At 66.9% G+C, this 25,080-nt stretch carries 26 protein-coding genes; 16 read left to right on the forward strand and 10 right to left on the reverse strand.

The features are described from left to right. From AX709_RS12770 to AX709_RS12815, 10 genes are all read left to right on the forward strand, one after another. On the forward strand, positions 1-1,090 hold a 1,090-nt coding region (locus tag AX709_RS12770; protein WP_066549808.1), incomplete at its 5' end, for an ATP-binding protein. Positions 1,091-1,144: 54 nt separating this feature from the next. Continuing rightward, positions 1,145-2,179 carry a substrate-binding domain-containing protein gene (locus tag AX709_RS12775; protein ID WP_066549971.1) on the forward strand — a complete coding sequence of 345 codons (1,035 nt, stop codon included), beginning with the start codon at positions 1,145-1,147 and terminating at the stop codon, positions 2,177-2,179. A gap of 76 nt (positions 2,180-2,255) precedes the next feature. After that, a complete protein-coding gene (pstC, locus tag AX709_RS12780; protein WP_066480792.1) occupies positions 2,256-3,632 on the forward strand; it encodes a phosphate ABC transporter permease subunit PstC in 1,377 nt (458 codons plus the stop codon). Further along, positions 3,625-4,923, forward strand: coding sequence for a phosphate ABC transporter permease PstA (gene pstA, locus AX709_RS12785; RefSeq protein ID WP_066549812.1), 1,299 nt, complete (start codon positions 3,625-3,627; stop codon positions 4,921-4,923). The genes pstC and pstA overlap by 8 nt, the downstream gene beginning before the upstream one ends. Then, positions 4,923-5,729 carry a phosphate ABC transporter ATP-binding protein PstB gene (gene pstB / locus AX709_RS12790; RefSeq protein ID WP_066480789.1) on the forward strand — a complete coding sequence of 269 codons (807 nt, stop codon included), beginning with the start codon at positions 4,923-4,925 and terminating at the stop codon, positions 5,727-5,729. Before pstA ends, pstB begins: the two co-directional genes overlap by 1 nt. Before the next feature lie 16 nt (positions 5,730-5,745). Next, complete coding sequence (gene phoU / locus AX709_RS12795; protein ID WP_231727524.1) at positions 5,746-6,435, forward strand: phosphate signaling complex protein PhoU; 690 nt, start codon at positions 5,746-5,748, stop codon at positions 6,433-6,435. A gap of 28 nt (positions 6,436-6,463) precedes the next feature. Next, positions 6,464-7,156 (forward strand): phosphate regulon transcriptional regulator PhoB, encoded by a 693-nt coding sequence (gene phoB, locus AX709_RS12800; protein ID WP_066480785.1) that lies wholly within the window; start codon positions 6,464-6,466, stop codon positions 7,154-7,156. A gap of 244 nt (positions 7,157-7,400) precedes the next feature. Further along, positions 7,401-7,802 carry a hypothetical protein gene (locus tag AX709_RS12805; protein ID WP_066549817.1) on the forward strand — a complete coding sequence of 134 codons (402 nt, stop codon included), beginning with the start codon at positions 7,401-7,403 and terminating at the stop codon, positions 7,800-7,802. Positions 7,803-7,933: 131 nt separating this feature from the next. Continuing rightward, on the forward strand, positions 7,934-8,833 hold the full coding sequence (locus AX709_RS12810; protein WP_066549825.1) for an SDR family NAD(P)-dependent oxidoreductase: 900 nt from the start codon (positions 7,934-7,936) through the stop codon (positions 8,831-8,833). A 214-nt stretch (positions 8,834-9,047) separates the two neighbouring features. Then, complete coding sequence (locus AX709_RS12815; RefSeq protein ID WP_066549828.1) at positions 9,048-10,079, forward strand: hypothetical protein; 1,032 nt, start codon at positions 9,048-9,050, stop codon at positions 10,077-10,079. Positions 10,080-10,127: 48 nt separating this feature from the next. On the opposite strand, the gene AX709_RS12820 is transcribed toward AX709_RS12815, so the two are convergent. Continuing rightward, complete coding sequence (locus AX709_RS12820) at positions 10,128-10,469, reverse strand: DUF2794 domain-containing protein (protein ID WP_066480777.1); 342 nt, start codon at positions 10,467-10,469, stop codon at positions 10,128-10,130. Continuing rightward, a complete protein-coding gene (gene epsC, locus AX709_RS12825; protein WP_066549831.1) occupies positions 10,469-11,155 on the reverse strand; it encodes a serine O-acetyltransferase EpsC in 687 nt (228 codons plus the stop codon). Before epsC ends, AX709_RS12820 begins: the two co-directional genes overlap by 1 nt. Before the next feature lie 159 nt (positions 11,156-11,314). On the opposite strand from epsC, the gene AX709_RS12830 reads away from it, so the two are divergent. Continuing rightward, the gene (locus AX709_RS12830; RefSeq protein WP_231726136.1) at positions 11,315-12,067 is read left to right on the forward strand and encodes a sulfite exporter TauE/SafE family protein; all 753 of its coding nucleotides are present in this window, start codon (positions 11,315-11,317) and stop codon (positions 12,065-12,067) included. A 13-nt stretch (positions 12,068-12,080) separates the two neighbouring features. On the opposite strand, the gene AX709_RS12835 is transcribed toward AX709_RS12830, so the two are convergent. Next, positions 12,081-12,602 carry a carboxymuconolactone decarboxylase family protein gene (locus AX709_RS12835; protein WP_066480773.1) on the reverse strand — a complete coding sequence of 174 codons (522 nt, stop codon included), beginning with the start codon at positions 12,600-12,602 and terminating at the stop codon, positions 12,081-12,083. 158 nt (positions 12,603-12,760) lie between these two features. After that, the gene (locus tag AX709_RS12840) at positions 12,761-13,306 is read right to left on the reverse strand and encodes a peroxiredoxin (protein WP_066480858.1); all 546 of its coding nucleotides are present in this window, start codon (positions 13,304-13,306) and stop codon (positions 12,761-12,763) included. A gap of 156 nt (positions 13,307-13,462) precedes the next feature. Here AX709_RS12840 and AX709_RS12845 point away from each other — a divergent pair, with 156 nt between their 5' ends. Together AX709_RS12845 and AX709_RS12850 are read left to right on the forward strand one after the other, a co-directional pair. Then, entirely contained in the window at positions 13,463-14,365 is a 903-nt protein-coding gene (locus tag AX709_RS12845; protein WP_066480770.1) for a hydrogen peroxide-inducible genes activator, read from the forward strand. 108 nt (positions 14,366-14,473) lie between these two features. Then, complete coding sequence (locus AX709_RS12850; protein ID WP_082730960.1) at positions 14,474-15,121, forward strand: fasciclin domain-containing protein; 648 nt, start codon at positions 14,474-14,476, stop codon at positions 15,119-15,121. A gap of 48 nt (positions 15,122-15,169) precedes the next feature. Here AX709_RS12850 and AX709_RS12855 read toward each other — a convergent pair whose 3' ends face one another. Genes AX709_RS12855 through pgsA form a run of 3 tightly spaced genes read right to left on the reverse strand, consistent with a single transcriptional unit; the run spans position 15,170 to position 16,422 of the window. After that, positions 15,170-15,595, reverse strand: coding sequence for a molybdenum cofactor biosynthesis protein MoaE (locus tag AX709_RS12855; protein ID WP_331709716.1), 426 nt, complete (start codon positions 15,593-15,595; stop codon positions 15,170-15,172). A gap of 14 nt (positions 15,596-15,609) precedes the next feature. Beyond that, the gene (moaD, locus tag AX709_RS12860; RefSeq protein WP_066549837.1) at positions 15,610-15,867 is read right to left on the reverse strand and encodes a molybdopterin converting factor subunit 1; all 258 of its coding nucleotides are present in this window, start codon (positions 15,865-15,867) and stop codon (positions 15,610-15,612) included. Further along, positions 15,868-16,422: a CDP-diacylglycerol--glycerol-3-phosphate 3-phosphatidyltransferase gene (gene pgsA / locus AX709_RS12865; RefSeq protein ID WP_066549839.1), complete on the reverse strand. Its 555-nt coding sequence runs from the start codon at positions 16,420-16,422 to the stop codon at positions 15,868-15,870. Positions 16,423-16,532: 110 nt separating this feature from the next. Here pgsA and AX709_RS12870 point away from each other — a divergent pair, with 110 nt between their 5' ends. Beyond that, positions 16,533-17,825 carry an MFS transporter gene (locus AX709_RS12870; RefSeq protein WP_066480765.1) on the forward strand — a complete coding sequence of 431 codons (1,293 nt, stop codon included), beginning with the start codon at positions 16,533-16,535 and terminating at the stop codon, positions 17,823-17,825. A gap of 15 nt (positions 17,826-17,840) precedes the next feature. Here AX709_RS12870 and AX709_RS12875 read toward each other — a convergent pair whose 3' ends face one another. Next, positions 17,841-18,023 (reverse strand): hypothetical protein, encoded by a 183-nt coding sequence (locus AX709_RS12875; protein ID WP_066480764.1) that lies wholly within the window; start codon positions 18,021-18,023, stop codon positions 17,841-17,843. Positions 18,024-18,167: 144 nt separating this feature from the next. Here AX709_RS12875 and AX709_RS12880 point away from each other — a divergent pair, with 144 nt between their 5' ends. Then, entirely contained in the window at positions 18,168-19,682 is a 1,515-nt protein-coding gene (locus tag AX709_RS12880) for a tryptophan halogenase family protein (protein WP_066549840.1), read from the forward strand. 2 nt (positions 19,683-19,684) lie between these two features. Further along, entirely contained in the window at positions 19,685-20,377 is a 693-nt protein-coding gene (locus tag AX709_RS12885) for a DUF6445 family protein (RefSeq protein ID WP_066549841.1), read from the forward strand. 3 nt (positions 20,378-20,380) lie between these two features. Here AX709_RS12885 and AX709_RS12890 read toward each other — a convergent pair whose 3' ends face one another. Together AX709_RS12890 and AX709_RS12895 are read right to left on the reverse strand one after the other, a co-directional pair. Beyond that, positions 20,381-22,420: a hypothetical protein gene (locus tag AX709_RS12890; protein WP_066549844.1), complete on the reverse strand. Its 2,040-nt coding sequence runs from the start codon at positions 22,418-22,420 to the stop codon at positions 20,381-20,383. 58 nt (positions 22,421-22,478) lie between these two features. Continuing rightward, positions 22,479-25,031 (reverse strand): TonB-dependent receptor domain-containing protein, encoded by a 2,553-nt coding sequence (locus AX709_RS12895; protein ID WP_197419117.1) that lies wholly within the window; start codon positions 25,029-25,031, stop codon positions 22,479-22,481. Positions 25,032-25,080: the final 49 nt, after the last annotated feature.

Genomic DNA, 25,080 nt, shown 5'->3' on the forward strand with positions numbered 1-25,080 from the left:
CGAGGCGCGCGAGCGCACGATCGAACCGGAGCCGGTCGCGCCACCGCCGACCGAAATGCCCTTCGACGAGGCGGTCGAAGCGATCATCGACCCGGTGCTCGTCGTCGTCGACAATCGCGTCGTCCACGCCAATGACGGCGCGCGCACGCTGCTCGGCCGCCACATCATGGGCGAGGATGTCCGCCTGGCGATCCGCCATCCCGCCGCCGCCGAACGCCTGCTGAGCGGCAGCGAGCCGCCGAGCGAGCCGATCCACCTGGTCGGGCTGGGTACGCGGGACCAGCGCTGGGAGATGCGGGTGCGCGTCATCGCCAGCGGCGCCCGCATCGTCCACCTGATCGACCGGACGGGCAGCTACGCGACGGAGAAGATTCGCGTCGATTTCGTCGCCAACGCCAGCCACGAGCTGCGCACCCCGCTCGCCTCGCTGCTCGGCTTCATCGAGACGCTGCAGGACGAGGCCGGCGAGGACGCGGAAACGCGCGCGCGTTTCCTTAAGGTGATGCAGGCCGAAGCGGTGCGGATGCGACGACTGGTCGACGACCTGATGAGCCTGTCGCGGATCGAGGCCGAAAAATATCGCGAGCCCGACCAGCAGGTCGACCTGCGCGCCTTGATCGAGGAAGTGCGCGAGGCGCTGGCTGCGACCAATGACGAACGCGGCGGCGACCTGATCACCGAGCTGCGCGACGCGCCGCCGGTCAAGGGCGATCGCGCGCAGTTGAGCCAGGTGCTCTACAACCTGATCGGCAACGCGATGAAATATGGTCGGCCCGGTACCCCGGTGACGATCGCGCTTCGCCACGACGGGGGACCGATGGTCCGGCTGGCGGTGGCGGACGAGGGCGAGGGGATCGCGCCCGAACACCTGCCGCGCCTGACCGAGCGCTTCTATCGCGTTGATTCGGGGCGTAGCCGTGCGGCCGGCGGCACCGGGCTGGGGCTGTCGATCGTCAAGCATATCGTCGAACGCCATCGCGGGCGCATGGATATCGCGAGCACGCCGGGCGTCGGCACGGTTGTTACGGTGCTGTTGCCATCGTCGCAGCTGTCATCAAGCCGTAACGTCGCTGCAACACAGGCACCATGACGCGATGCTAGCCGCCGGCCGGGGGCCGAACCGGCATCAGCGATGGAGATACTCATGACCAGCCGTCTGGCGATTGTCGCGGCATCCTCCCTTCTGCTCGTTTCCTGCGATCAGGGGGCGGCACGCGACCAGATCAAGGTCGTCGGGTCGTCGACGGTCTATCCCTTCACCACGATCGTCGCCGAGCAGCTCGTCAACAACAATCCCAACCTGAAGGCCCCGGTGATCGAATCGACCGGTACCGGCGCGGGCATCAAACTGTTCTGCGCAGGCGTCGGATCGCAGCACCCCGACATTCTCAACGCCTCGCGGCGCCTTTATGCCTCGGAGCTTCAGAACTGCACGGAAAATGGCGTGACCGGCGTGATGGAGGTGCAGGTCGGCACCGACGGCGTGGCGCTCGCCGAATCGCTCCAGGGGCCGAAGCTGTCGCTGACCAAGAAGGACATCTATCTGGCGCTCGCCGCCAACCCGATGGGCCAGCCCAACACGCGGCGCACCTGGCGCGACGTCAATCCCGCGCTGCCGGCGCTGCCGATTCAGGTGTTCGGCCCCCCATCCACCAGCGGCACGCGCGACGCGTTCGTCGAGCTGATCCTGGCTCCGGGGTGCGAGGAAGCCTATCCGGAGGCCGCCGCGATCAAGAAGGGGCCGGACCCTGACCGCTATGCCAATGTCTGCACGCGCATCCGCGACGACGCGGCCTATGTCGACAAGGGGGAGAACGACAATCTGATCGTCCAGAACCTGTCGACCAACCCCAACGCGATCGGCATTTTCGGCTTCAGCTATCTGGAGGAGAATGACGACCGGCTGCGCGGCGTGCCGATCGACGGGGTCGAGCCGAGCTATCAGACGATCGCGACCAACCGGTATCCGGGCGCGCGTCCGTTGTTCATCTATGTCAAGAAACAGCATATCCGCCCGATCCCAGGCATGCGCGCGTTCCTGGAGGCCTATGCGAACGCGTGGGCGCCGGACGGCCCGCTGGTCAAGCGCGGCATGATCGCGGCGTCGACGAATGTCCGCTTCAACTCGAAGAACATCATCGACAACGAAATCACCCTCAAGCCCGAGGACCTGAACTGATCGTGCCGCCCGCCCGCCTCACCGCGACGGCCGCCGCCGCATCCGGCGTCCGCCCCGACACGAAGACCCGTCGTTCGTGAACATCTTCGTCCTGTTGTTCCTGATTCTGGGCATGGGCCTGATCGGCTGGCTGGTGGCGCGCGCGCGCGCCGCCGGTTTCGATGCCGGTGCCGCGAAACGGTTGCACTCGCTGCCGTCGCAGCATGGCTGGTACATGGCGATGTGGACCGTCCTGCCCGGGCTGATCTTCCTCGCGGTGTGGAACATCCTCTCGCCCGCGCTGGTGCAGAGCGCGGTCATCGCCAGCCCGGCCGCCGCCGGCCTGCCCGCGATCGATTTCGAGCGCGCGGCGGTGATCGCCGAAGCGCGCAACCTGGCCAACGGCACCGCCTATGGCGCCTTCAACCCGCTGGCGGAGACGCTAGCGCCGATCTATGCCGACGCACAGGCACGCTATGGCTGGATCGGCACCGCGGTCGCGCTGCTGCTGACCTTTGCCGGCGGCGCCTTTGCCTATACGCGCGTCCAGCCGCAGTTCCGCGCGCGCACGCGCGTTGAGAACACGGTGATGCTGGCGCTGCTCGTCGCATCGCTGATCGCGATCCTGACGACGGTCGGCATCTTCGTCTCGCTCCTGTTCGAAAGCGCGCGCTTCTTCGCGATCGTGCCGGTCACCGATTTCCTGTTCGGCACGCGCTGGAGCCCGCAGGTGATCAGTGCCACCGATCCGGGCGAGACGCTGGGCGCGGTGCCGCTGTTCTGGGGCACCTTCTTCATCGGCGCGGTCATCGCGATGCTGGTGGCGATCCCGTTCGGGCTGATGAGCGCGATCTATCTCACCCAATATGCCGCGCCGCGCGTGCGCGCGTGGATGAAGCCGATCCTGGAAATCCTCGCCGGCGTGCCGACCGTCGTCTACGGCTATTTCGCCGCGCTGACCGTCGCGCCGCTGGTTCGCGATTTCGCCGTTGCGATCGGCTTTACCTATGCCAGTTCGGAAAGCGCGCTCGCCGCCGGGCTGGTCATGGGGGTGATGATCATCCCGTTCGTGTCGTCGATGGCCGACGATTCGATCGCCGCGGTGCCGACCGCGATGCGCGACGGGTCGCTGGCGATGGGCGCGACAACGTCGGAAACGATCAGCCGCGTGCTGTTGCCCGCCGCGCTGCCGGGCGTGGTCGCCGGCATCCTGCTGGCGGTCAGCCGCGCGATCGGTGAGACGATGATCGTCGTGATGGCCGCATCGGGCGCGGCGACGATCACGCTCAATCCGTTCGAAAGCGCAACCACCGTCACCAAGCAGATCGTCGACCTGCTGACCGGCGAGGCCGAGTTCGACAGCCCGAAGACGCTCGCCGCCTTCGCGCTCGGCCTGACGCTGTTCGTCATCACCTTCCTGCTCAACATCGTCGCGCTGCGCGTCGTGAAACGGTATCGCGAGGCTTATGAGTAAGTCGATCGTCGCCCCCGTGCCGACCGGCACCGCCGAACCCGCGATCCGCGCGCCGACCGACTGGACGACGTCGGCGATGCAGAAGCGCATCCGCAGCCGCTATGCCGCAGAGCGCCGCTTCCGCCTGCTCGGGCTGGCGGCGGTGACCCTCTCCGCCGGATTCCTCGCCTTCCTGCTGATCACCATGCTGATGAACGGCATCGGCGGCTTTTCGCGGGTCGAGGTGGCGCTTCCCCTCGACCTCGCCGCCGCCGAGCTGAAGGTCACCGCCGACCGCCTCGATGACAAGGGCGCAGACCTCGCGCTTGCCGGCGCGGGGATCGAGGATGCGACCGCCAACGCCGCGGTCAAGGCATTCGGTCCGGCGGGGCTCGACATCATTTCGCCCACCGCCTGGCTGGAGGTACGCGAGGCGGTGAAGCGCGATCCGACGCTGCTGTCGCGCAAGGCGGCGGTCGACGTACCCGTCGCCTCACCGATCGCCGAGGCCGCCAGCGGGCAGGGCACGCCGGAGGCCGAGGCGCTGGTCGCGACGCTCGAACAGCGCGGCGTGCTGACCCGCGGGTTCAACTCGACCTTCCTGACCCAGGCCGACTCGACCGACCCGACCGCCGTCGGCATCTGGGGCGCGCTCAAGGGGTCGCTGCTGACCATGATCGTCACGCTGCTGATCGCCTTTCCGATCGGCGTGCTGTCCGCGATCTACCTCGAGGAATACGCGCCCAAGAACCGCTGGACCGACCTGATCGAGGTGTCGATCAACAATCTTGCCGCGGTGCCCTCGATCATCTTCGGCCTGCTCGGCCTGGCGGTGTTCCTCGGCACGCTCCACCTGCCGCGCTCGGCCCCGATCGTCGGCGGGCTGACGCTCGCACTGATGATCATGCCGGTGATCGTCATCGCCGGGCGCAATGCGATCAAGGGCGTGCCGCCGTCGATCCGCGACGCCGCGCTCGGCATCGGCGCCAGCCGCATCCAGGTGGTGTTCCACCATGTCCTGCCGCTCGCGCTGCCCGGCATCCTGACCGGCACGATCATCGGCATGGCGCGCGCGCTGGGCGAAAGCGCGCCGCTGTTGATGATCGGAATGCGCGCCTTCATCTCGCAGCCGCCGGGCGGCTTCACCGATCCCGCGACCGTGCTGCCGGTCCAGATCTTCCTGTGGTCGGACCAGATCAGCCGCGGCTTCGTCGAAAAGACCAGCGCCGCCATCCTGGTGCTGCTGGTCTTCCTGCTCGCGATGAACGCGATCGCCATCTACCTCCGCAACCGATTCGAGACCCGCTGGTAATGAATGAACTCGCCACCCCGCTCGCCGCGCCAGCGCTGCGCAACGCGCCGCACACCAAGATGGCGGCGCGCGACGTCAACGTCCATTACGGGTCGACCCACGCGATCAAGGGCGTGTCGATCGACATCGACATGGAGAATGTGACCGCGTTCATCGGCCCGTCGGGCTGCGGCAAGTCGACCTTTCTGCGCTGCCTCAACCGCATGAACGACACGATCCCGATCGCGCGGGTCGACGGCGAGATCACGCTGGAGGGCGAGAACATCTATTCCCCCGCGATGGACGTGGTGCAACTGCGCGCGCGTGTCGGCATGGTGTTCCAGAAGCCCAACCCGTTCCCGAAGTCGATTTATGAGAACATCGCCTATGGCCCGCGCATCCACGGCCTGGCCCCGGGCAAGGCCGACATGGACCGCATCGTCGAACAGTCGCTGCGTCGCGCGGGGTTGTGGGACGAGGTCAAGGACCGGCTGAACGACAGCGGCACCGCGCTGTCGGGCGGCCAGCAGCAGCGGCTGTGCATCGCGCGCGCCATCGCGGTCGATCCCGAAGTCATCCTGATGGACGAGCCCTGTTCGGCGCTCGACCCGATCGCCACCGCCAAGATCGAGGAGCTGATCCACGAGCTGCGCGGAAAGTACGCGATCGTCATCGTGACGCACAACATGCAGCAGGCCGCGCGGGTGTCGCAGCGGACCGCCTTCTTTCACCTCGGCAACCTCGTCGAATACGGCGTGACGTCGGAAATCTTCACCAATCCTCGCGAAGAGCGGACCAAGGATTATATCACTGGCCGTTATGGCTAAGGCGGGGTTGCGTAGCGTGAGCGAGCATACGGTCAAGATTTTCGACGACGAGCTGGGCGAGCTGCGCGGGCTGGTCGCGCAGATGGGCGGGCTGGCCGAAGCCGCGATCGGCGCGGCGATGGAGGCACTGGTCCAGCACGACGCCGCCGCCGCGCAGCGCGTCGTCGACGGCGACAAGCGCATCGACGCGCTCGAGCACGAGATCGAGCGGCTGGTGATCCGTCTGATCGCGCTGCGCGCGCCGATGGCCGACGACCTGCGCGAGATCGTGGCGGCGATGAAGATCGCGGGGGTCATGGAGCGGGTCGGCGACCATGCCAAGAACATCGCCAAGCGCGTGACCGCGATGGAGGACAACCGCCATATCGAGCCGCTGTCGGTGCTGCCGGCGATGGCGATCCTGGCGAGCGAGATGCTGCATGACGTGCTCGACGCCTTTGCCGCGCGCGATGCGCAAGCCGCGATGGATGTCTGCGAGCGCGACCGCGCGGTCGACGATTTCTACAACAGCATCTTCCGCGCGCTCGTCACCTTCATGATGGAAAATCCAAAGAGCATCAGCCAGGCCGCGCACCTGCTGTTCATCGCCAAGAATCTGGAACGGATCGGCGATCAGGCGACCAACGTTGCCGAGATGGTCTATTATGCGGCGACCGGCGATCACATGGCCGAACGCGAGCGCATCGAGACGGTCGCCGATCAGTGAGCACGACCGAAGGACAAGGGTGGAACATATGGCGCGGGTGAAGATGCTGCTGGTCGAGGACGACGCGGCGCTGGCCGAGCTGCTGATCTGGCATTTCAAGCGGGAAGATTTCGAGGTCAAGCAGACCCCCGACGGCGAGGAAGCCCTGCTGCTCGCCAAGGAAGCGACGCCCGATATCGTGCTGCTCGACTGGATGGTCGAAGGGCTTTCGGGCATCGAGGTCTGCCGCCGGCTGCGCCGGATGCCGGAGACCGCCAATGTCCCGATCATCATGCTGACCGCGCGCGGCGAAGAGGAGGACCGGGTCCGTGGCCTCGAAACCGGCGCGGACGATTACGTCACCAAGCCGTTTTCGCCGCGCGAGCTGGTCGCGCGCGTCGGCGCGGTGCTGCGTCGCGTCCGTCCCGCGCTGGCGGGCGAGCAGCTGACCTATGCCGATATCGAGATGGACACGGTCGGCCATAAGGTCCGGCGCGGCGGCGAAGTCGTGCCGCTCGGCCCCACCGAATTCCGGTTGCTCAAGCATTTCCTCGAGCATCCCGGCTGGGTGTTCAGCCGCGAACGCCTGCTCGACGCGGTCTGGGGGCATGACAGCGACATCGAAAGCCGCACCGTCGACGTGCATATCCGCCGACTGCGCAAGGCGATCAACCGCGGCAACCGGCCCGACATCATCCGCACCGTCCGCTCCGCTGGCTACGCGCTCGATTCGGGCGCCTGAGCGCCAGCAGGTGCCGCTGGGTCGGGCGTCGGAAGCACCAAACCCGCTCATCCTGAGTAGGGGCTGAGCTTGGCGAAGCCTGTCCTGAGCGCCTGTCTTGGCAGGCAGTCGAAGGGCTCAGCGGCTACCCAGGGTGAGCGGGTCAATGGAGTGCGATCAGACCATGAGGGATAAAATTCCCGCGAGGATCGTTCCTTTGCATGCGTGCGCTTGATTGCGCGCCCGTATGCGTAGGAGGAACACCATGAAACTCATCGCCCTTGCCGCGGCGCTTGCGGTCAGTGCGCCCGCGTTGGCGCAGACCATGCCGCAGACCCCCACCCAGCAGCCGACGACACCGACTGCCCCCGCTCCAGACGCGGGGATGACCGCGCCCGCGCAGCAGCCGATGGCCCAGCAGCCCATGAGCGGCCCGACCGCATCAACATCGCCGATGACGCCCGCACCCGCCGCCGATGCGGCCGATCCGGCAGGCGGCTATATGCCGTCCGGCCCGGCGCTGCAGGGCACGCCGCAACCGGGCGCGAAGGTGATCGTGCAGCAGTCGGTCAGCCCCGACCAGGCGTTCCCCGCGCCCGCCCCGATGGAGAAATATCCGCTGTGCAAGCGCGGCCAGTACGACAATTGCCGCCAGCGTGGCGGCTGATTGCCGGCCCCGGATGCGTGGTTCGGATGCACGGCCCGGATGCCGGGCCGTGCATCCCGTAACGGATTTGACGAACCGCCTGCCTCACGTCACCACTCGCGCCAACTGAACTGCGCGAGAGGACGACGCCCATGACCATCCGTTTCGACAATCAGGTTGCCATCGTCACTGGTGCGGGCGGCGGCCTGGGGCGCGCCTATGCGCTCGAACTGGCGCGGCGCGGCGCGAAGGTGGTCGTCAACGATCTCGGCGTGGCGCGCGACGGCACCGGGCACAGCGACGCCGCGCTGAAGGTGGTTGAGGAGATCGTCGCGCTGGGCGGCGAAGCGATCGCGAACGCGGGCAGCGTCACCGATTACGCCCAGATGGCCGCGATGGTCGCCGAAACCTGCGACCGCTGGGGCGGCGTCCACATCCTGATCAACAACGCCGGCGTCTTGCGCGACAAGAGCTTCGCCAAGATGGAGCCGGCCGATTTTCGCTTCGTCGTCGACGTGCACCTGAACGGTTCGGCGCATTGCACCAAGGCGGTGTGGGAAACGATGCGCGCGCAGAATTACGGCCGCATCCTGATGACCGCGTCGTCGACCGGCCTGTTCGGCAATTTCGGCCAGGCGAATTACGGCGCCGCCAAGCTCGGCCTCGCCGGCCTGACCAAGACGCTCTATCTCGAAGGGGCGAAGAACAACATCCGCGTCAACACGATCGCGCCCGTCGCGGGCACGCGCATGACCGAGGACATCTTCCCCGAAGCCGCATTCGACGCGTTCAACCCCGACGCCGTCGTCCCCGCCGCGCTCTATCTGGTCAGCCAGGATGCGCCAACCAACGCGATCGTCGGCGCCGGCGCTGGCGTGTTCCAGGCGAGCTATGTCACGCTCACCCGCGGCATCAGGCTGGCGGGCGAAGATCTGACCCCCGAGGGCGTCGCCGCGCATTGGGCTGCGATAACCGACCGCACGGGCGAGATCGTGCCCCAGTCGGGCAGCGAGCAGGCGCAGTCGATCTTCGCGCGGCTGGCGGGCAATTGAGGGTCCGGCCAGGAAAAAAAGCCCGGCCACCTTCTCCTCGTCACCCCGGCCTTGTGCCGGGGGGCGACAGAAGAACTTGGCTGAAGTTCGTGAAAGCCTCCATTTTCCGCTTAGACTCAGCATATGCGACCAAAACCTTCGCTCGCACGAGCTGTATTGCTTGATTAAGACACCTCTGGCATGATCGCTTCCGCACACGAAGGAGGAGGAGGCCATGTACAGCGAGTCCGATCTGGACAATGCCGTGGAGGCGGGGGTGGTCCCGCGCGAAATGGCGACCGCGTTTCGCAACCATGTCGCGTCGCTGCGGTTGGCGCCGACCGTCGATGAAGAACATTTCCGGCTGCTGACCGGTTTCAACGATATCTTCGTCGCCATCGCCCTCGTGCTGGTCCTGTTCGCGATCGGCCAGGTCGGTCAGTCGATCACGCCGGCGCTCGGCGGGGTCGGCGTGGCGGGCGCGGCGTGGTTCCTGGCCGAATATTTCACGCGCAAACGGCGCATGGCGCTGCCCAGCATTCTGCTGCTGCTCGCCTTTGCCGGCGGGGTCGGCGGTGCGCTGGTCGGCGCGCTGGCCACGCTCAACCCCGACCTGCCCGACCGCCTCGACGCGGCGATCGGGGCGGGCATCGCGCTGATCACGGCTGGTGCGACCTACATCCATTGGCGGCGCTTCATGGTGCCGATCACGGTCGCCGCCGGTGCGGTCGCGCTGGCCGCCACCGCGATCGGGCTGGTTTTCTCGGCATTTCCGGACATGGGCGCGCGCGCCTGGCCGCTCGTCCTGATCGGCGGCCTTGCGATCTTCGCGCTGGCGATGCGCTGGGACATGAGCGACCGCGAACGCCGCACCCGCCGTTCCGACGTCGCGTTCTGGCTGCATCTCGCCGCCGCGCCGATGATCGCGCATCCGATCTTCCAGATGCTGGGCGTGTTCGACGGCGATGTCGGCGTGCCCGTCGCCATGATCGTGTTCGCGCTCTACATCCTGTTCGCGATCGTCGCGCTCGCCGTCGACCGCCGCGCGCTGCTCGTCTCGTCGCTCGCCTATGTGCTGTATGCGCTCTACGCGTTGTTCCGCAGCGCGGGCGCGGTCGAGCTGGGTACCGCGTTCACCGGGCTGGTGATCGGGTCGGCGCTGCTCACCCTGTCCGCATTCTGGCAGCCGATGCGGCGGCTGGTGGTCGCCCGGCTGGGCAGCCTGAGCCACACCCTGCCACCCACCCAGATGCCGGCGCGCGCCTGAACGCGCGATCATCGGGTGCTGCTCGCGGGCTGATCGGCGACGTGCCGGTCAGCCCGCGACCAGTTTGACCAGTCGCCGCTCGATCGGTGCCAGCACCGGGCCCAGTTCGTGCCCGCGCTTCAGCACCGCGCCACCTTCGGCGATCAGCGCCCATTGTCCCTGGCGCTGGCGCAGCGCCGGGCGCTTCTCGATCCGGAATTCAGGGCGTTCGGCGGCGCGGCGAAAGGCGGCGAACATCGCCACCTCCGCATCGAGCCGCATCGCATAGTCGCGCCAATGGCCGGCCGCGACCATCCGACCATAGAGATCGAGGATGCGGGCAAGCTCGGCGCGTTCGAACCCGACCTGCCCGGGCACCCGCGCGGCGGGAAACGGCGTGACGATTCCCATCAGCCGTGGTCGCGCCGCTCCGCCTGGCCGCGTTCGGCCATCGCTTCGTCCAGCCGCTTGCGCAGCGTCTCGATCTCGCAGCGCAACAGTTCCAGCTTTTGCGTCTGGGGATCGTACATCTCACTGCACGGCGTGCCGTACGGCATGAAGTCGCGCTGATAGGTCGCCGCTTCGACCAGGGTCGGCTTGGCCGGAATGCCGACCATCGTCGCGCCTTCGGGCACGTCCTTGGTCACGACCGCATTGGCCCCGATCCGCGCGCGCGCGCCGACCGTGATCGGCCCCAGGACCTGTGCGCCCGCCCCGATGATCGCGCCGTCGAGGATCGTCGGATGGCGCTTGCCGCCCTCGCCGGCGACCGGGTTGGCACCGCCCAGGGTGACGTTCTGGTACATGGTGACATCGTCGCCGATCTCGGCGGTTTCGCCGATCACGCTGAACCCGTGGTCGATGAAGAAATTGCGGCCGATCGTCGCGCCGGGATGTATATCGATCGCGGTCAGAAAGCGGGAAAAATGATTGACCACCCGCGCCAGGAAAAACAGCCGAGCGCGATACAGGCGGTGCGCGACGCGGTGCAGCGCCATCGCCCACACGCCCGGATACAGCAGGATTTCGGCCCGGGATCGCGGCGCCGGATCGCGGGCCTTGATCGATTCCAGATACTCGCTCAACCGCCGCAACATGGCGCGTCCCCCTGTTCGATCCGCTAATTTAGGCGTGCAGTCGCCCGATTTCCAGACACATGGCGGCATGGCTTGCACGCACTAAACTCGATCTATGTTGTCGGGTATGGCAGTTTCGGGAAGAAGCGCACGGTTGGTGCCGGAAGGATGGCGGTGTTGATGGGATTTGACATTGCCGGCCTCCTTCCCTTCATCGCGGTCGGCTTTGCCGCGCAGATGGTCGACGGCGCGCTGGGCATGGCGTTCGGCGCGATTTCGACGACGCTGATGGTCAGCCTGCTCGGGGTGCCGCCGTCGCGCGCCTCTTCGGCCGTCCATCTGGTCGAAATGTTCACGACCGCCGCGTCGGGTATCAGCCACATCGTCCAGCGCAACGTCGACTGGCGCCTGTTTGCCCGGCTGGTCATTCCGGGCGTGGTGGGCGGGGTGATCGGCGCCTATGTGCTGGTCAAGGTCGGCTCGGGGGCGCGGCCGTTCGTCATGGCCTATCTTGCCGGGATCGGCCTCTACCTGATCTTCCGTGCCTTTGGCGCGCCGCCCCGGCCACGCCAGCCGCGCGTCATCGCGCCGCTCGGGCTGGTCGGCGGCTTTCTGGACGCGGCGGGCGGCGGCGGATGGGGGCCGGTGGTCACGTCCAACCTGCTGGTTCAGGGCGCGAGCCCGCGCATGACGATCGGCACCGTCAACACGGCGGAGTTCGTGCTCACCACCGCGATCTCGATCACCTTCCTGATCACGCTGGGGATCGAGGCGTTCACCCAGGCGACGATCGGCGTGATGATCGGCGGGATCGCGGCGGCGCCGCTGGGGGCGATGCTGGTCAAGCGCGTCCGCCCGCGCTTCCTGCTCGGGCTGGTCGGCGTCGTCCTGACCGCCACCAGTGCGCTCAGCCTCTACGCCGCCCTCGCCTGACCGATTCCGACGTTCAGACCGCGACGGCGTGAACCGTCGCGACCGCCTTCATGACGGAGGCGATGCGCACCGCATTCTGGATCGTCTCCGCGGTCGTGCCGGCGCGCTTCAGCACCTGCTCGTGCGCGTCGATGCACTTGCCGCAGCCGTTCATGGCACTGACCGCCAGGCTGAACAGCTCGAAATCGACCTTGTCGATCCCCGGCGCGCCGATGACGTTCATGCGCAGCCGCGCGGGCAGGTTGGCATATTCCTGGTTCCCGGCGAGGTGGGTGAACCGGTAATAGACGTTGTTCATCGCCATCACCGCCGCCGCGGCCCGCGCGGCATTGGCCGCCTCGGGGGTCAGCTTGCCGGCCGCCTCGGCCTCGGTCGCGTCGACCAGCGGCTTGTGTCCGCTGCCATGGGCGCAAGCCAGCAACAGGCCGTATTTCTTCTGATCGTCGAGCGTCGCCTCGTTCAGCAGGGATCCGACATTCAGGCGGATGTCCTTGGCGAAATCGGGCAGCGTCGCGGCAAAATCCTTGAGCGACATCGGTCAGTCTCCGGTCAAATGACTCCCGCGCCCGGCAACGTCGGTGCCGGGACGGGAAGCGGTAAGGGACGATAGCTGGAAAGGGTAAAGCAGGGCGCGACCCGGCGGGAGGGAGGAGGAGCCGGCCGGATCGCGCCCTTTGGCAGGGGCAGAAACGCTTACGCCGCGGGGCGCAGCAGTTCCTCGCCCTTGTTCCAGTTGCACGGACACAGTTCGTCGGTCTGCAGCGCGTCGAGCACGCGCAGCGTTTCCTGCGGGTTGCGCCCGACGTTCAGGCCATTGACCGTCACGTGCTGGATGATGTTGTCCGGATCGATGATGAAGGTCGCGCGGAACGCGACATGCTCGTCCTTGTCGACGATGCCGAGCGCATCGGCAAGGACGCGGCCATTATCGGCGATCCACGGGAAATCGGCCTTGGCCAGATCCTCGTCCGAACGACGCCACGCAAAGTGGACATGCGCGGTGTCGGTCGACGCGCCGATCAGCACGGCGTCACGATCCTCGAAATCGGCCTTGAGGCCGGCATAGCCGACGATCTCGGTCGGGCATACGAATGTGAAGTCCTTCGGCCAGTAGAACAGCACCTTCCACTTGCCCGGAAAGGCGGTGGTGAGATCGATCGTCTCGCCCGCGGGCAGCGCGTCGGTGCCCTGCTGGACCGGCAAGATGAACTGCGGGAGCTTGTCGCCAACGGTCAACATCGAAAAATCCTCCAAAATAGTGATCCAGCGCGAATGACCGGCATCGCTTCGCTGCGTCGCCGCATTCATGCTGCATTGCGATATAGGTCACTCGGCTCAGTGTTCAAATCGTTTATTTTCTGGAGATTGATTGACGCAGGCGATAAACAGGTCGGCATGAGCACCTCCTATCTGCCGACGTTGAAACAGCTCCAATATCTGGTCGCATTGCGCGACGCGGGGCATTTCGGCCGTGCCGCCGAAACCTGCTTCGTCACGCAATCGACGCTGTCGGCCGGCATTCGGGAGCTGGAGACGCTGATCGGCATAGTGCTGGTCGAGCGCACGCGCCGGGTCGTGCGGTTCACCCCGCTGGGCGACGCGATCGTCGACAAGGCGCGCAAGGTGCTGCGCGAGGCGGAAGAACTGAGCGACATGGCGCGCGCGGCCGGCAAGCCATTGTCGGGCGACATGCGCATGAGCGTCATTCCCACGATCGCGCCGTTCATGCTGCCCCGCATCCTGCCGCGGCTGCGCGCCGACTATCCCGACCTCAAGCTGTTCCTGCGCGAGGAGCCGAGTGCGGCGGCGTGCGAGGGGCTGGCGCATGGCCGTACCGACTGCGTCCTGCTGGCGCTGCCCTATGTCTGCGGCGATGTCGAGGTCGCGCCGCTGTTCGACGACCATCTCTATGTCGCCTTTCCCGGCGGCGAACCGACGACGCCCACCGGGCCGGTGGTCGCGGAGGATATCGACGAGACCCGCCTCCTGCTGCTGGAGGACGGCCATTGCCTGAAAGATCATGCGCTGGCCGCGTGCAACCATCCCGAACTGCGCGGTCAGGCGACGATGCTCGGGACCTCGTTGCACACCATCGTCCAGATGGTCGACAATGGCCTGGGCGTCACGATGCTGCCCAAGATGGCGGTCGATGCCGGCATCCTGGCGCACACCCGCGTCGTTGCCCGGCCGCTCCATTCGGAGCGCGCGACCCGCAGCATCGCGCTGATCTGGCGCAGGGCGAGCCCGCGCGAGCGCGACTTTCGCCTGCTTGCCGGCGTGCTCGCCGCGCTGCGCTGAAACAAAAACCGGGTCGGGCGACGAAACCAACCCGCCTTTCGCCCGTATTTTCAAAGCGCGTCAAACGCGGTTCCCTTTTCAATCACCGAAACGTCCGGAGTATCGCCCATGAAACCCCTTTCAGCCTTTCTGACCCTGACCCTCGGCGGTGCGGCGCTGGTGTCGCTGCCCGCATCGGCACAGACGGGCACCACCCCCGCCACGACGCCCGCAGCCACCGCGCCAGCCACGGCGAACCCGACGGTCGGCGGTGCGGAAATGGTGCCGACCAAGACCATCGTCGAAAATGCGGCGGCTGCGAACAATCTGAAGACCCTGGTCTCCGCGGTGAAGGCGGCTGGCCTTGATGCGACGCTGTCGGGTCCGGGTCCCTTCACCGTGTTCGCGCCGACCGACAGCGCCTTTGCGCGTCTCGCGCCCGGCACCGTCGACACGCTGCTGAAGCCGGAGAACAAGCCCCTGCTCACCAAGGTACTGACCTATCACGTCATCGCGGGTGCGCTGGATGCACAGACGCTGGCGAAACAGCTGACCGAAGCTGGCGGCACGCTGACGCTGACCACGGTTGCCGGCGATCCGATCACGGCGAAGCTCGAGAACAACGCGGTCGTGCTCAACGACGTCAACGGCAACAAGAGCTATGTCACGCAGTATGACGTGAAGCAGGCCAATGGCATCGTCCATGTCGTGAACGGCGTGCTGATCCCGCGCCAGGATGCGCCGGCCGCCGCGCCTGCCGAAACCCCGGCCGAGTAATCGGTCGTCCGCGCCGCCCCGGCCCCAGTGGCCGGGCGGCGCGGCTCGTTACGCCGTTCGCCAGCGATCCGCAGCTTCCGCGTCGGCAACGCGCGCGGTCACCCAGTCGGCACGCTCCCCGCGCTGTTCGCGCTTCCAGAAGGGCGCGTCGGTCTTGAGCCGGTCGATCAGCATCGTGCACGCGGCCAGCGCGTCGCGGCGATGGGCGGCGGCACAGGCAACCAGCACGATCCGGTCGCCGGGAACCATCGTCCCCACCCGGTGCGTCACGCTGACCGCGGTGAGGCCGAAGCGCGCCGCCGCTTCCTCCGCGATCGCCGCCAGCACTTGCTCGGTCATCCCGGGATAATGTTCGAGCGTCAGCGCGGTCACGCCGTCGTCGGGGCGGACGATACCGGTAAAGCTTGCCACCGCACCGGCCCCGTTGCCCTCGACCTCCGCCAGCGTGGCAGCGACGTCGATCGCCGTCGTCATGACCGCGATCCGGATCATCCGCCGGTCACCGGGGGAAAGATCGCAACCTCGCGCGCGCCGGCGAGCGGCGTATCGAGCGCGGCGAATTTCTGGTCGATCGCGACACGCAGCCGGTCGCGGTCGGCGAACGCCGCGGCATGCGCTTCGGATTGTTTCGCCAGCCAGTCGATCAGCTGCACGGCGGTGGCGACCGCTTCAGGCGGCGTGACCTGCTCCTCGCCCGTGCCGATACGTTCGCGCACCCACGCGAAATAGAGAAGCCTGAGCGCCATTCAGCTGTCCATGTGCTTCAGGCCGACGCGCAGATAGTCCCAGCCCGTCACCAGCGTCAGCAGCGCCGCCAGCCACAGCGTGACGATGCCGACCGTCAGCACCCAGGCGAGGTGCGGGACCGCTCCCGCCAGCACCAGCGCCCCGAGCGCGATCAGCTGCAGCGTCGTTTTCCATTTGGCCAGCCGCGAGACCGGCACCGAAACGCTGAGCTGCGCCAGAAATTCGCGCAAGCCCGACACCATGATCTCGCGCAGCAGGATGATCAGCGCGGCGATGACGTGCACCCCCTGGATCCACGCGGTCGCGACCAGCATCAGCACGACCGCGGCGACCATGATCTTGTCGGCGATCGGATCGAGAAACACGCCCAGCTTCGACACCGTCCCCTGCGCGCGGGCGAGATAGCCGTCGAAATAATCGGTGATGCCCATCAGGCAGTAGAGCGCGAACGCCGCCGCATAGCCGCTCGTCCAGTCCGGCCACCACAGGCACCAGACCAGCAACGGCACGGCAAAGATGCGCGAGAGCGTCAGGATGTTGGGCAATGTCAGCATGTCGCCGCCTGTCCTAGTCGAAATCCCGCCAGCTGCCAGCCCATTGCGGCCTTTCCCCGCCCTCGGCTATGGCAAGGGCCGTTCCGGTATTTCAGCAGGTCGCACCAGACATGAACAACGCGCTCGGATTGCTCAAGGAGCGCCGTTTCCTGCCGCTTTTCATCACCCAGTTCCTCGGTGCCTTCAACGACAACCTGTTCAAGACCGCGATGGTCCTGTTTGCGACCTATCACATCTTCAACGATCCGGCGGTCGAATCCAATTTCAACGCGCTGGCGACGGGACTTGCGCTGCTGCCCTTCTTCGCGCTGTCGGCACTGTCGGGGCAGCTGGCCGATACGATGGACAAGGCGCGGATCATCCGGCTGGTGAAGACCGCGGAAATCGTGATCATGCTGTTCGGCGCGGCGGGCCTGATGCTGGCGCAGATGGGCCAGGTCACCGCGGGCCTCGTCATCATGCTGAGCGCGGTGCTGATGCTCGGCGTGCACTCGACATTCTTCGGCCCGATCAAATACGCGATCCTGCCCCAGCATCTGAAGGAGGACGAGGTGCTCGGCGGCACCGGCATGGTCGAGGCCGCGACCTATCTGTCGATCCTGATGGGGACGGTGATTGCGGGCTGGATCGCGGTCGAATGGGCGGCGGCGCTGGTGATCGTGGTGGCGCTGATCGGCTGGTGGGCGGGCCGGTTCGTGCCGCCCGCACCGCGCATGGGCCCGCCGCTCGCGCTCAACTACAATCCCTTCACCGCATCCTGGCGGCTGGTCTCCGCGACGATGCACATTCCGCGGCTTTTCCTCGCGATCTGCGCGATCAGCTTTTTCTGGGCGATCGGCGCGGTGCTGATCGTCATCTTCCCGCCGCTGGTCAAGAACGTGCTGACTGCCGACGAACGCGTCGCCAGCCTGACCATCGCCATCTTCTCGATCGGGGTGGCGGTCGGATCGGTGATCATCAACGCCATGCTGCGCGGTCGCATCTCCGCCAGATATTCGCCGGCATCGGTGCTGGTGATGGCCGTGTTCATCGTTGCCTTCTCGATCGAGTCGCGGATGTGGACCGCCGCCCCGGCGGGCACGCTCTATGGCATCGACGCCTTCATCCTGCAGCCCCAGGCGATGCTGGTGCTCGGCACGCTAGCGGCGATCGCGATCTTTGGCGGCATGTTCGTGGTGCCGCTCTATGCGTTCCTGACCACGACCGTGACCAAGGATCAGACCGCGCGCACCGTCGCCGCGAACAACGTCGTCAATTCAGGCGCGATGGTCGTGGGGGCGGCAACGGTCATCACCGCGACCACCGTGCTGAAGGTCACGCCGGAGGACATGCTGCTGATCGTCGCTGGAATGTGCCTGATTTCAGCGTGGATCGCGCAGAAACTGCACCGCGTGTGCGACTGAACGCCGCGCTGCGGGTCAGGCGATCATCGAATAGAAACAGATGAAAAAGGCGGTGAAGCTCATCACGAACAGTTTCAGGTCCTGATCATCGGCGTTCGACGCGCGCACCCGCGGGCGAACGAGCTTAAGCCGTGCGCGCAGCGGGTGGCGGGGCGCCGGGGCGAATGCGGTTTGCCCGCGTTGGATCAGGTGCGACATGGTACGAAGTTAACGCTTTGTTTACGATTTCGCGCCTGAAAAAATCATGGTTAACGACCGTCTCGAAACGGGACGCAGCCAGCGCGGGCACCGTGTCCGAGCCGGCCCATTCCTATCGGCGGAGCGTCTTGCTAGACCGTCGGCATGACCAATGATCGGATCGAGCGGATTGTCATCCTGGGCGGCGGGACCGCCGGGTGGATGACCGCGGCGGCACTCGGCCGCACCCTGGGCGCGACGGCCAGGGTGACGCTGCTCGAGTCGGAGGATATCGGCAGCGTCGGGGTTGGCGAGGCCACGATCCCGCCGATCCACTGGTTCAACGAGCTGGTCGGGATCGACGAAGCCACTTTCGTTGCGGAAACCAAGGCGAGCTTCAAGCTCGGCATCGAATTCGTCGACTGGACGCGGCCCGATCACCGCTACTTCCACCCCTTCGGCCAATATGGCGTGAACCTGCCCGGCGTCGCCTTTCACCATCGCTGGCTCAAGGCGCGGCGCGAGGGACTCGATATGCCGCTCGATGCGTTGTCGCTGCCCACCCAGCTGGCGTACGACAACCGCTTCGCCAAACCCGCATCGGATCCGCGCTCGATCCTGTCGACGCTGGGCTATGCCTATCATTTCGACGCCGCGCTCTACGCCCGCTATTTGCGCGGCCTTGCGGAGGCGCGCGGGGTCACGCGCGTCGAGGGCAAGCTTGCCCATGTCGAGCGCAATGGCGAAAGCGGCTTCGTCACCGCGCTCGTCACCGAACGCGGCGAGCGGCTGGACGGCGACCTGTTCATCGACTGCTCGGGCTTTCGTGCGCTGCTGATCGAGGGTGAGCTGGAGGCGGGCTATGACGATTGGTCGCACTGGCTGCCCTGCGACCGCGCGGTCGCCATGCCGTCCGCACGCGTGGCGGAAACGACGCCCTATACCCGGTCGACCGCGCGTGCCGCGGGCTGGCAGTGGCGCATCCCGCTCCAGCATCGCACCGGCAACGGCTATGTCTATTCCAGCCAGTTTATCAGCGACGACGAAGCCGCCGCCACGCTTGCCGCGAATCTCGATGGCGAGGCGCTGGGCGATCCCCGCTTCCTGCGCTTCACGGCCGGGCGGCGGCGGCGTGCCTGGATCGGCAATGTCGTCGCGATCGGGCTCGCGGCCGGCTTCCTCGAGCCGCTGGAATCGACCAGCATCCACCTGATCCAGTCGGGGATCGTCAAGCTGCTCGCGCTGCTGCCCGACAAATCGTGCGATCCCGCGCTCGCCGATCGGTTCAACGCGGTGTTCAGCCGCGACATGGACAATATCAAGGACTTCCTGATCCTCCATTACCACGCGACCACCGACAAGCCCGAGCCGCTGTGGGAGTACTGCCGTCACATGCCGCTGCCCGACGGGTTGATCGAGCGCGAGCATCATTTCCGCACCACCGGGCGGATCATGGTCGAAACCGATGAACTGTTCCGCGAAGCGAGCTGGCTCGCGGTTTTCCACGGCCAGGGCATCGTGCCCCGCGGCTACAACCCGATCGCGGACACGTTCGATTCCGAAACCAACCGCCGCCAGGTTGAACAGGTCGCCGGGGCGATCGCGCGCGCGGTGCCGGCGCTGCCGCGCCACGATGCCGCCATCGCCAAGTTGATCGGCGCGACGCGCGCGGTCGCCTGACCATGGCGGCATCCGCGGGACCAGCGCCGACGATCGTCGGTCGACGGATCGGCCACGAACATGAGCCGATCGTGATCGTCGACGATTTCGCGCCCGACCCGGCGGCGCTGCGCGACTTCGCCGCCGAGCGCACGTTCGGCGTCCCGGTGACCGCCTATCCCGGCATTCGCGCGCCCGCGCCGCCGACCTATCTCGACGCCGCGCGGCCGATCCTGGCGACGATCTTCGGGCAGGCGTTCGGGCTCACCGGCGCGGCGCGCGTGATCGACCTCTGCTTCGCGATCGTGACGACGCCGCGCGAGCGCCTGACCCTGGAACAGCGCATCCCGCATATCGACGGTGCCGAGCCGGGGCGCGTGGCGATGGTGCATTTCCTGAGCGAAGCGGATCACGGCGGCACCGCCTTTTTCCGGCATCGTTCGACCGGGTTCGAAACGATCGGGCCCGACCGTACCGCAGCATATTATGCGACGCTCGACCGCGAGGTCCGCCGCGACGGCCCGCCGCCCGCCGATTATATCCGGGGGTCTACCGCGCAATTCGAATGCCTGTGCGAAGTCGTGGCAAAGCCCAACCGCGCGGTATTTTACCGCAGCGCACTGCTGCACAGCGGGGTGATTCCGCCGGACCTGCCGCTCAGCCCCGACCCGCGCGTCGGCCGGCTGACGATCACCGGCTTCTTCGCGGCGCGCTGAGCGTCAGTTCGCGGGCGGCTGGACCGCCAGATACACCGTGCTCCACAACTGCGCGGCGTTGGATTCGTCGACATCCTGCTTGCCCGCGCCGAACGCCACGACCTGATAGCGGCCATCGGCGAATGCCCAGGACCAGAGCTCCGAATTCTGGACCTCGCGCCCGACCTTGATCACGCGCCACAGCTCGGCCTGCGCCGTGCGCAGCCGCGCCCGCGTCGGCGGCGGCAAGTCGTCGCGCGCCAGCTGGCGTTCGAGGCCGGAGGCGAGCAGCGCCTGCTGCCATGACCACACGACCGCGCCATGATATTTGGCGGGGGTGAAGTCCGCCTGGAGCTTGGGGCTGGCCAGCGCGGCATTGGCGACGACCAGGCCGATATCGGTCATCAATCCGGCCGGGAAAGGGCGCATGATCGACTGGACCATGACGTCCAGGTCGGCGGGCGCGGGCCGTGTGAACAGCAGCGCGAAGCCCTCGTCCGAATGCAGGATCGGCACCGGCTTACCCAGCGCATCGAGCGCGATTGCATGATAGACGAGCGGCGTGCGGCCCAGCGTCGCCAGCGCGGGTTCGGCCGGGATGCCCAGCGTCGCGGCATAGCCTTTGATGGCACTGCGCGCGCGATCGGCCGGCATCGTCACCCGGAAACGCGACGGTGCCTGGTCGCGCCATACCCGCGCCATCCGGGCCGCGTCGGCCAAAGCCTTGCGGTCGTCGGGGGTCAGATAGGGGTCGAGCAGCCCACTGGCAGCCAGCCGCGCGGCGGCATCGAGCGCGGCAGGAACGAACACGGCGTTGACGTCATAGGCGTAACGCCCGCCGCCCAGCCCTTCATTGCTGTCGCGCCATTGCCCGGCCTGACGCCCGGGCTTGAGCGCGATCAGCTTGGCGGTGGTCGGCGACGCGGCAAATGGGCCGGCCGATTTCAGGACGAAGCGAAGGTTGCGCACCAGCAGCGCACCGGCCGGGTCGCGCGCGCCTGGCTGCGCCTCGCTCACCACTGCGCGGGCGAGATAGGCGCGCGCCGCCGCCGCGTCGCCGCGCTCGAGCAGATAGCTCGCCGCCACCGGCGCCAGCATGTAATCGTCGTCGACCATGGCGTAGTCGAGCGTCGCCGCGTCGCTCGCCTCGCCCTTCGCGCCGCGCTCCAGCAGGGCAAACTCGCTCAGCGCTTCTTCGTGCGCCACCTCGCCATCGCGATCGAGCCGCGCGAGCACCGCGTTCAGCCCCGCTTCGATGGCGCCGGGCTGCAATGCGGGCATCAGCAGCCGCACCGACATCAGCGTGTCGCGCCCGAAATAGGTGTTGAAGCGCCACGAGCCCGCCAGGAACTTCTCGCGATAGCTGAGGAAGCGCAGCGCGTTGCGCGCGGCCGGGTCGGCGGCGGCGCGATCGTTCAGCAGCTCGGCTTCGCTGAGGCCGGTCAGCGCCGGGTCGCCGGTCGCCGCGATGATCTCCAGCCGGATCCGCCCCCCCGCGCCCGCCTCGATGCCGCCTGCGTTCACCCGCCCCTCGACCACGCGCAGCTCGAGCCGATAGCCCGGCGCGCCGTCGACGCGGTCGCGCGCATAGACGATGCGATTGCCGTCGATCTGCGCCTTCACCGCCACTTCGGGCGGAAAGCGGCCGATCGCCTGATAGTCGCGCAGGAAGCGGACGTTGGACAGCACCGCTTGCTTGAGCGCGAGCCTCGGCGCGGTCAGCGACGCCACCGCCCGCACGCCGTTCAGCCGCCGGCCGTGCGCGTCGCGCACGTCGATGGGCTGCGGTGCGGACTCCAGCGCCCATTGCGCCGGTGCGGCCAGCGTGTCGAACCACAACCCGACGCCGCTGTTTCCCGCCGGGAAGGCGACCAGGATGCGCGGGTCATTGCCCGAACGCAGCAACAGGTGCGCCGCCACCGCGCCGTCGCGAACGAACGCATTGATATTCTGTCCCTCGACCAGCTGATAGCCGAGTTCGGGTTCGGGCCTGGCCTGGCCGATCGCCGGCCCGGCGGCCATGCACAGGGCGATCGCCGCGGCCATGGGTTTCAGGTGCCGCATCTTCGTCTCTCCATCCGCTGCCACGTTCCGGTCGGGGGCGCTCGCGCGCCCCCGGCGATCAGAACCGCATCGTCAGCGTGCCGCCATAGGTCGGTCCGACAATGCCGCGCGCATAGAAGAAGCCCGAATCGGCGTTCTGGGTCTGGCCCTGGCGCGGATTGCCTTCGGTCAGGCCGATTTCGTCGAAGATATTGTCGGCATTGAGCGCGAGCTGCAACCGGTCGGTCAGGTTGAGCGTCAGGCCGACACCCGTCACGCCATAGCCCGGCAATGCGACGCCGTTGCCCGAATCGGCAAAGATGCGCCCGATATATTTGTAGCGCACGAACGCTTCACCCACCCCGTTGGGAAGCTTGACGGTGGGTGTGATCGTCCAGAGCTGCGACGGGGTCCGTTCGGGGCGATTGCCGTCGAATGTCGGCTGCGCCACCCCGTTCAGGCTGAGATTGTCGAGCGTCGGATCCTGAAAAACCCCGATGAAGTTGACCGACAACCAGTCGGTCGGCCGCACCATCGCATCGATCTCGACCCCCTGGGTGCTCAGGTCGGCGAGGAACGCGGTCTGGCGCGTCGGATCGAGCGGATCTATGAAGTTGTAGAACTGGTCATTGAAATTGGTCTGGAACAGCGTGACCGACCCGCTGAACAGCCGGCCATATTCGACGCGCGCGCCGATTTCATACAGCTCGACCCGGGTGATCGGATCGACATTGTTGGTCTGGAACCCGTCGGCATAGCGCGCATAGACCGCCAGGTTGTCGGTCAGCAGGTAATTGGCGCCGACCGTCCACGCGATCGCGTCCTTGCTGTCGGTGCGCGTGGTGAACGTGCCGTTGAAGGTCGAGCCGACGTCGCGCACGACTCCCCCCAGACCGGCGGGCACCGGCTGATTTACTGCCGCCGCATTGCCATCGTCGAAGCGCGAGTCGAGGAATTCCCAGCGGATACCGCCGTCGATGCGCAGCCGCTCGCCGATCTGGATTTCGTCGTTGAGGTAGAGCGAAACCGATTCGTCGGTGCGCTCGCGGATGCCCGCGCCCCAGTTGCCATAGGACACGAGGCCGTTGTCGGTCAGCGACCCGATCACGTTGTTGTTCGCATCCAGCGCGACGACGTCATAGAGATTGCTGTTGTTGCGCACGTCGTTGAGCGCGGTCGCGGTCGCCGACTGGTTCTGGAACCGGCGGACATCGTAGTAGAGCACGCCGAAGGTCAGCGAGTTCTTGATCGCGCCGCTTTCGAACGCCCAGCGACCGCCGGCATTGAGGCCGAAATCATGCCCTTCCTGGAAATCGTGGTTGAGCGTGGTCTGCTGAAGGAAGCCGTTGCCGTTGAGCGCGTTGAGTTCGGCAACCTGATTGGAACCGAGCACGACGCCGCTGGTCCGGCTGCGGATGCCGAAGCGCGTCGCGGTCGGGAACGCGGCCTGGCCGAGCGTCAGCAGGCCGTTGATCGGCGAGCCCGCGCCCGGCGTCAGATATTCGACCGCGCTGGCAAGGCCGGCATTGCCGGTGCCCGATCCGGGGAACAGGCCGTTGAAGTCGAACGACAAATCGAGATAGCGCGCGCGGCCGAAAATCTCGAAACTGTCGCTCAGCGGCTTTTCGAAATCGATGCGGACCTGCGCGGTCTTGATCTGCACGCCGTCGGTGAAATTGAACTCGCGGAAGCCGTCGGGGTCGACAAAGGTCGACACCGGGGCCTGGATCCGTGCAAACGAACTGCCGCCGATATGGTCGAACTGCGGGTCAAGCCCCGCGACCGCGCCGACTTCGCCGTCGTTCAGCGCATAGGGCTGGCCGGCGTAGAACACGGTCTTCAGGTCGCCGCCCTTGGCGCTCAGCCGCACGAAACCGCCATCGTCGAACCGATATTCGAGCGCACCCTTCAGCCGCCAGCCCTCATAATTAAACGGGTTGCGGCGCACGCCGGGACTGGTCTGGAGATAGCCCCCGACACTGAACGCCAGCTTGTCGGCCAGCAGCGGCGCGGAGTAATAGAAGTCGCCGCGCAGCAGCCCGTAATTATACGCCGTCGCCCGCGCGATCCCCTCGGGCTCGTCAAAGGCCAGGCGACGCGACACGAAGTTGATCGTCGCGCCCGCGCCGTTGACAGTCAGCACGCCCGACGAGCCGCCCTTCACTGCTTCGAGCCGGTCGATCGTCAAGTCCTGGGAGAAGAAGAAGTCGGCGCCGCCGCCATTATAGATGATCGGCAACCCGTCCTCTTCGAGCTGGACGAAACGCTGGCCGCCGCCCTGAAGGCCGCGGACCGAATAATTGTTCGACACTTCGCCGCCCGTCCCCTCGACGAAGACGCCGGGCACCAGTTCGAGCAGGTCGGCGGTCGATCGCGGCGCACGGCGGTCGATCGCCTCGCGATCGGCCAGCGTGATGTCGGCCGAGGCGGTGATCAGGGGACGGTTGCGGGTCGTCGTGCCGGTGACGATGATGTCTTCGCCGCCCTGCGCATCGGCCTGGGATGCATCTTCGGTCGCGGTCGATCCGGCTTCGGATGACGGCGGACCGACCTGAGCGAAAGCGGGGGCAACGGAAAGGGTCGAGCCGACCAGCAAAAGCGCGCGAAAGCTGAGGCCAAGGGTCGTACGCATATACTCACTCCCGGATACACAGCGGTCTTGATGAACCGCTCTTGTCATG

The sequence above is a fragment of the Sphingomonas sp. CCH15-F11 genome, from assembly GCF_001557005.1.
Classification (GTDB): domain Bacteria; phylum Pseudomonadota; class Alphaproteobacteria; order Sphingomonadales; family Sphingomonadaceae; genus Sphingomonas.